The sequence below is a fragment of the Novosphingobium sp. FG90 genome, assembly GCF_057808725.1.
Genome location: NZ_JBMDIO010000072.1, coordinates 1 through 6,047, shown reverse-complemented (window position 1 = coordinate 6,047; position 6,047 = coordinate 1). Strand labels below are relative to the sequence as shown.

The following is a 6,047-nucleotide window of genomic DNA, read 5'->3' as shown; positions in this document are numbered from 1 at the left end:
TGTCACGCGACAAAGTTTCCAACATCGGGTGTAAACTATTGAATTAAAGTCATATTCTCGCGATAAAGTGACAGTCAAATATGACGCACAAAAGATTCTGCTTTCAACGGTGGTCAAAACAAACGACAGTCTGCGCGGCCGAAAGAGAGGGAAATTTCCCTATGATCGAACGCAAACCGCCAAGAATGGCAGCGTATTCGGAAGCTGCGCTAACGCGCGGCGCGGACCTCTATCAAACTTTCCGCAAATTGGTTCCGCTGGACGCGCCGCTGGCGGCCGACGTTGTTTCTGTCATTGCCCGGGAAACTGGCTTGGGCGAGCGGCGAATTCGGGAGTTGGCGCGGCGCTATCGCAGCAAGCCCATTGCCGAGAGCCTGGCCTCACGGCCGCGCGGTCCAAAGCCAGGAAGTAGACAAGCGCCGCCAGAGGTCCTCGTGGCGATCGATGGCCTCATTGAAGAAATCGTTCTGACGAAAGTGCCGCTCAGTGTTCGGGAAGCGGCGCAGCAGGTGCGTTATTTGCTGATCGCCGATAATGGCGACTACGGCTTCGATCCCGGGATCGTTCCAAGTTTTCGAACGATCGAGCGGATAATCGGGGAGATAAGCGAGCCGCAGAAGGCTCGTTTCATGGGTTCGAAACGGCGTACCGCCCACGAGGCGCACCCGGGGGAATACCACAGCGATGGTTTGCTCGATGTGGTCCAGATGGATCACACCCCCGCCGACGTCATACTTGTCGACAGCACACACCGTATGGCTCTGGGCCGACCGTGGGTGACCTTGCTCATCGACGTCTGGAGCCGATGCATTCTCGGCTTCTACGTGAGTTTTGGGGCACCTTCGATTTTTCGATGCGGACGGGCAATCGCCAATGCTCTGTTGCCGAAACAGCCGTTGCTCGAGAGTCTCGGTCTCGAAATCGAATATCCAATGCATGGCTTTTTCAGGAAGTTGCATGCCGATCATGCCGGATCTCATCGCGCGGAAGTTTTTAGAAGCGCTTGCAAGACTTATGGCATCGATCCGGACGTCCGCCCACGTGGTCCGGCGCATTATGGCACGCATATCGAGCGTCTGATCGGCACCATGACGCGTAGAATGCGGCTTCTTCCGGGGGCGACCGGAGGTAATGTTACGGCGCGAGACGGCCATGATGCGGAAGCGGACGCGGCGATGACGCTTGAGGAATTCGAGCGGTGGTTGGTCCGGGAGATTTGCCGCTATCATCATACACCTCACGAAGGACTGGGTCGCGTCGCACCTGCGCAAATGTGGTCCACGGGTGTCGAGAGCCACGGGCCGCTGGCGCCGCCAGGTGTCGATATCGAGCAGCTAACCCGCCGATTTCTGCCGTGGGTCGAGCGGACCGTTCAATCGGGCGGCGTGAAGATTGATCATATTCGCTATTGGCACGAAAGTTTGGCGCCGCGCCTGGGTCTCAAGGTCATGATCCATTACGACGACAGGACTATCCAGGAGGTCTATCCTGTCATCGATGGAGTTCTTGTCGCTGCTGCTGCGGTGGGCAATTATCCGAACGTGACCAGGCCTGAATGGGATGTTGCGGTCGCTGCACGGCGCCATTCCGGCGTGGTTTACCAGCATGCTGGGGGTCAGGCTGAAATTGCGCGGCTTGTGCATGCCAACAGGCAGGAAGTTCTCAACGCGAAATCCCGGACGCGGGGCTTGCGAGACGCGCGAAAAAGGCTGGAAAGGGAAGGTGTATCCCACGCCGCTCAGCCGGCAAATCAGGAGGTTTCCAACGTACCCAGTTGGGTATCGGTGGCCGACTTACACGATGAAGGGTGGCTCAAATGGAGGGATTAGGTCAGCCGCACAGTTCCGCTTTCTGGATCGACTTCGACGAAGCGCGTTTTGCCGTGGAAACGCTGGTTGATATCGCACATGACGAGCCTGATGAACGGCCGCCCTGCGTCATTCTCGTGGGTCAATCCGGTATGGGGAAGACATCGATCCTGCGCGAAGCCCAGCGGCGTATCGAATGCGACTTTCCAGAGCCTGAAGGGTGGCGGGATGCCCGGTATGCTCCCGTCCTCAGGACCGTGATCCCAGCTAGTCCGACGTCGCTCAAGATCAACCTGACCTTGTTGTGGAAGCAGGGTTGGCCGATCACCACCAGTATCCACCGGATTGCCGACCTGAAAGTCGTTGAATTGCTCGGCAGACAGCGGACGCGGTTAGTGGCGGTCGACAATGTTCACGCCATTCTCACCGCGGGCGGCAGGGCGAGGCGTGACACCCTCGATGCATTCCGGTTTCTGATGAGCGAAGGCAATGTGTCTATGGTTGTCGCCGGTCTCGAAATCGCCGCAGACATCTTTGCCGAGGACGTCGAGCTGGCCTATCGCTCGATCGTCCTGCGATTGCCGCTCTGGCCGCCTGGAGAGCCATCCCAGCGCCTGATCCTTGCGCTGGCGCGGGGATTGCGCATCATCGAGCCGGAACGCTTCGCTGAGCCCGAGATGGCCGAATTCATCTGGCGCACCAGCCATGGCGTGACAGGGAATTTCAAACGGCTTTTGCATTGGGGCCATAAGATTGCCTCTCGCGACGGTCGTCAGCGTGTTGAATTTGCAGATTTGCGCGCAGCAGCAGCGATGCTCCCGGCTTCAGCTTGATGGCCGCCAAGTGGTCGCCCAATCTTGAGCCTGAGACGCTGGCGTTCCCGATCAAGCCACGCAGAGATGAAGCGTTTGATTCGTGGTTGAGCCGCTTGACCGCCGCCCACCGGGTGAGCCGGGCACAATTGTTCCGCCATCTGGAGATCGCGCGAGGTCTTTCGCGCTTGGACCTGGCGCGAGGGAAGGGCGGTCTCGATCCGGCGCTGCATGCGGCCTGCGATGCGATGGTGGAACGGCTTGCATGGGCGGTCGAAATCGATCCCGAGCAGATCAATGCGACCTTTCTCGCGTGTGAGGCGGAGGCGCTCCTGCCCTCTGCGCACCGCCATTACGTCTGTGCGCTATGCTGTTACGAGGCGCAGCTGGCTGGCGGGCCTATAATCGTGCGCCGCGAATGGATTTTTCGGGCGACCTGGCTATGCAGCCTGCACGGGTTGCCGCTCACCGACATGCGGAGCCTTCCATTGGAGGACACGGGGCGGCAATTGCAGGCGTTCTTGGCGCATGCCGTGATGCGATCTCGCAGAATTCAATGGAAAATCAAACCGACTTCTGCCGCGCTTGCGCGAAACAAGACAGTGATCGACTGCCTGATGCGCCCTAGCGATTGGGTGGGGCTTGCGCCGCCATACCAGCGTTATCAGGAGCAGTTCGTAGCCAATCAGTACCATTTTGCGCGCGAACGGATCGGCATGCTGGCGCTGGCGCACAGCCCACGTACGAAAGCCGCGCACCGCTTTGAGCGTATGATCGCAACCAGACTGGCCGAGAGGCCGCTGACTGAAGGTAGAATTGAAACGCCGGTTCGAGGTGCATTGCGTCTGCGGACCTGCAAGCTCCCCAAGCCCAGATCCAAATGGACCTGCGACATCTTTGCGCTGATCGCCACATACGGCACTGTGCGCCAACGCCAGGAGAAAGAAAGGGAGCTGGCGGCGGAATTCGCGCGCTACGAGGGTCTTCCTCTCCCGCCGACGGCAGCCTGGCCGTCTAGAAGCTTGCTTGATGCCGCCAATCTGGCAGTGCCAGGGTTGGCGTAATGGCGCAGACAAAGGTCGTGAACGGGCCTTGAGCGTAGGCCATGCGTGTTGCCTCCAGCTGGCGCAGGAGTTTGGCAGCACCGGCCTTGGTCGCGCCAAGCGCGCGGGCAAGTTGGGCGGGGGTGAGGGTGCCAAGGCCGAACAGCAGCATCCAGGCATGATAGAGGCGCGAGTTCGAACGCTGGCTCGGAAACTCGCGCGCAAAAACATCGGCGCCGCGCGGGAAACGGGCGATATCGCAGGCAGTAGCATAGAGTGCATCGTGCAGACTCTCGCGGGCTTGGGCGCGGCGCTGGCTGGGGTCGCGGTCGGCCCTGAACAGTCGGCGCTGGACAAGGCCGGGGAAGGGGAGGGGGGTCTCGCTCAGCCGAAAGGCATGCCCGCGCGCGCTCGCCGCCAGGTTGATTGCCCAGCACGGGGTTCGGGCGGTTGCCGTCAGGGCATCGGGCTCGTTCCCGCGCGAATAGCGGAAGCGCTCGACGAGGGAAAGCAGCCGCTCGAGTGGATCGCCGGGCAGCTTGGCGTGACCCAGCGCGTCGAGTACGGCACTGAGTTCGGGAAGGCTGGCAGCGACGATGGTTTCGGTCTCTCGGGCTTCGCTGGCCATCGGCAGGATTGCGATCTTGCGCACTGTCCGGATGGCCTCGGCGATCACCTTTTCGGGGGTTGGCAGGGCGTGCTCGAAGAGGGCGAGGAAGGCGTTACGCTCGCCCATGCATTCGGCGCCGATCAGCGAGGCCCCGAGGGTAATCGCCCGGTCCTGGCGGTATTGCTCCCAGGCACGGCTGAGCCAGTGGAGGGCGAGTGCGGCGCGCATTTCTGCGGAATAGCAGGTGTCGGAGGCCAGCAGGCATTTGGCCAGAGCATCGATCTGGCCGATACGGAAGGCGATAGGGCCGGCGTCGATCGTGCTGCTCAATTCAAGGCTTTCGCTCTGGAGGCTGCGAACTGGCTAACGGGACAGGGAATCGTCGTCAACACAGAGTTTACTAAACCTACGCTTTGGTATCCTATCCATAGCATCGTAAATCGGCGGTATTTCCATAATCTAATATTATGGTAAAATCAGCATTGCCCAGAGTGCCGATTTTGGCCCATAAAGTGCCCATGAAATCCACCCAAAACGATCCTTCCGCATGACAACCGATCGTCCGTTCCCGTCATCGGTGGAACTGGTGCTCGGCGGCCACGGGATGCTGATCGATACCCGCGCCGCCAGTCCGCTGGCGCTTGAGGCCGCAGTCGCGGCGATGGCGCCGGCGACCAAGGCGGCCATCACGGCCGATCTCAAATGCTTTCTAGGGTGGTGCAAGGCGCGACGGCCTGTCGCCACGGCTGTTCCCGCCGAACCGGAAACGCTGGTCCACTACTTGCACTGGTTGTCTAAAGGATCGGACACGCGCGCGGGTGCCAAGCCCGCCACCCTTGCCCGCCGGATCGCCTCGATCGCGCGCATTCACCGCATCCTGGGTTTTGGCGACACAGAGCCGCTGCCCACCCAGGCTGGAATGGTGCGCGATACGCTGAAAGCCATCCGCCGCAAAAAGCGTGAACGGCAAAAGCAGGCTGCGCCGCTACGGCTCGGCGAGGCGATGCAGGAGGGTCAGGCACCGCCCGAGGGGGTAACCGTCAACGCACTGCTGGCCTCGTGCGGCAGCGACATCATCGGTCTGCGTGACGCAGCGCTGATCAGTCTCGCCTATGACGCGGGCTTAAGAGTCTCCGAACTGGTCGGCACCACGGTTTCCGATCTGCGCCAAGTCGGCGATGGCAGCGGACGGCTCGACATCGCGCATTCCAAGACTGACCAGTTGGGGGAGGGGGCTCTGGCCTGGCTGTCGGGCGACACCATGGCGCGCCTATCGACCTGGTTGCTCGCAAGCGGCATCGGCGAGGGTCCGGTGTTTCGGCGCATCAATGTTCTGAGCGGTCCGCCAGACGCCTCCGGGCAGCGAATTGTGCGGCACTACATCGGGGCCAGGCCGCTCACGCGTCAGGGGGTGGTTGCGATCCTGCGTCGCCGGGTGCTGGAGGCGGTCGATTGCGGTCTCGTCGAAGTCGAGCCCGGGATGGAAGGTGACACCGTGCGTGGGCTGAGCGCGCACTCGTTCCGGGTCGGGTTAACACAGGACCTGTTCGCAGCGGGCGAGGACGGCGCAGGGATCGCGCTGGCGCTGCGCTGGTCCTCGCCGACCACCGCGCTGCGATATGCCCGCGAGCTTGCCGTAGGCAATAATGCGGCCGCACGGGTGCTGGGCAAGTTGCGAGGGAGCGGCTGAGGCAGAAGCAGGCCAATGTCACTATTGTTGAAGCGCTAAAGGCTCCGCTTGGACCCGGCATGACGTCAATTATGGTGCGTCACA

The 6,047-nt window shown here is 61.3% G+C and carries 5 protein-coding genes; 4 read left to right on the top strand and 1 reads right to left on the bottom strand.

The features are described from left to right. Positions 1-161 precede the first annotated feature (161 nt). The 3 genes from ACODRZ_RS26190 to ACODRZ_RS26180 are packed head-to-tail and all read left to right on the top strand — an operon-like array spanning position 162 to position 3,684. On the top strand, positions 162-1,829 hold the full coding sequence (locus ACODRZ_RS26190; RefSeq protein ID WP_488973125.1) for a transposase: 1,668 nt from the start codon (positions 162-164) through the stop codon (positions 1,827-1,829). Next, positions 1,817-2,641, top strand: coding sequence for a TniB family NTP-binding protein (locus ACODRZ_RS26185; protein ID WP_231471606.1), 825 nt, complete (start codon positions 1,817-1,819; stop codon positions 2,639-2,641). The genes ACODRZ_RS26190 and ACODRZ_RS26185 overlap by 13 nt, the downstream gene beginning before the upstream one ends. After that, positions 2,641-3,684, top strand: a complete 1,044-nt coding sequence (locus ACODRZ_RS26180) for a TniQ family protein (RefSeq protein ID WP_488973126.1) — start codon at positions 2,641-2,643, stop codon at positions 3,682-3,684. The genes ACODRZ_RS26185 and ACODRZ_RS26180 overlap by 1 nt, the downstream gene beginning before the upstream one ends. On the opposite strand, the gene ACODRZ_RS26175 is transcribed toward ACODRZ_RS26180, so the two are convergent. Next, positions 3,635-4,603, bottom strand: coding sequence for a hypothetical protein (locus ACODRZ_RS26175; protein WP_231471604.1), 969 nt, complete (start codon positions 4,601-4,603; stop codon positions 3,635-3,637). The genes ACODRZ_RS26180 and ACODRZ_RS26175 overlap by 50 nt on opposite strands. Before the next feature lie 217 nt (positions 4,604-4,820). Here ACODRZ_RS26175 and ACODRZ_RS26170 point away from each other — a divergent pair, with 217 nt between their 5' ends. Continuing rightward, positions 4,821-5,963, top strand: coding sequence for a tyrosine-type recombinase/integrase (locus tag ACODRZ_RS26170; protein WP_231471603.1), 1,143 nt, complete (start codon positions 4,821-4,823; stop codon positions 5,961-5,963). The last annotated feature ends 84 nt before the right edge of the window (positions 5,964-6,047 follow it).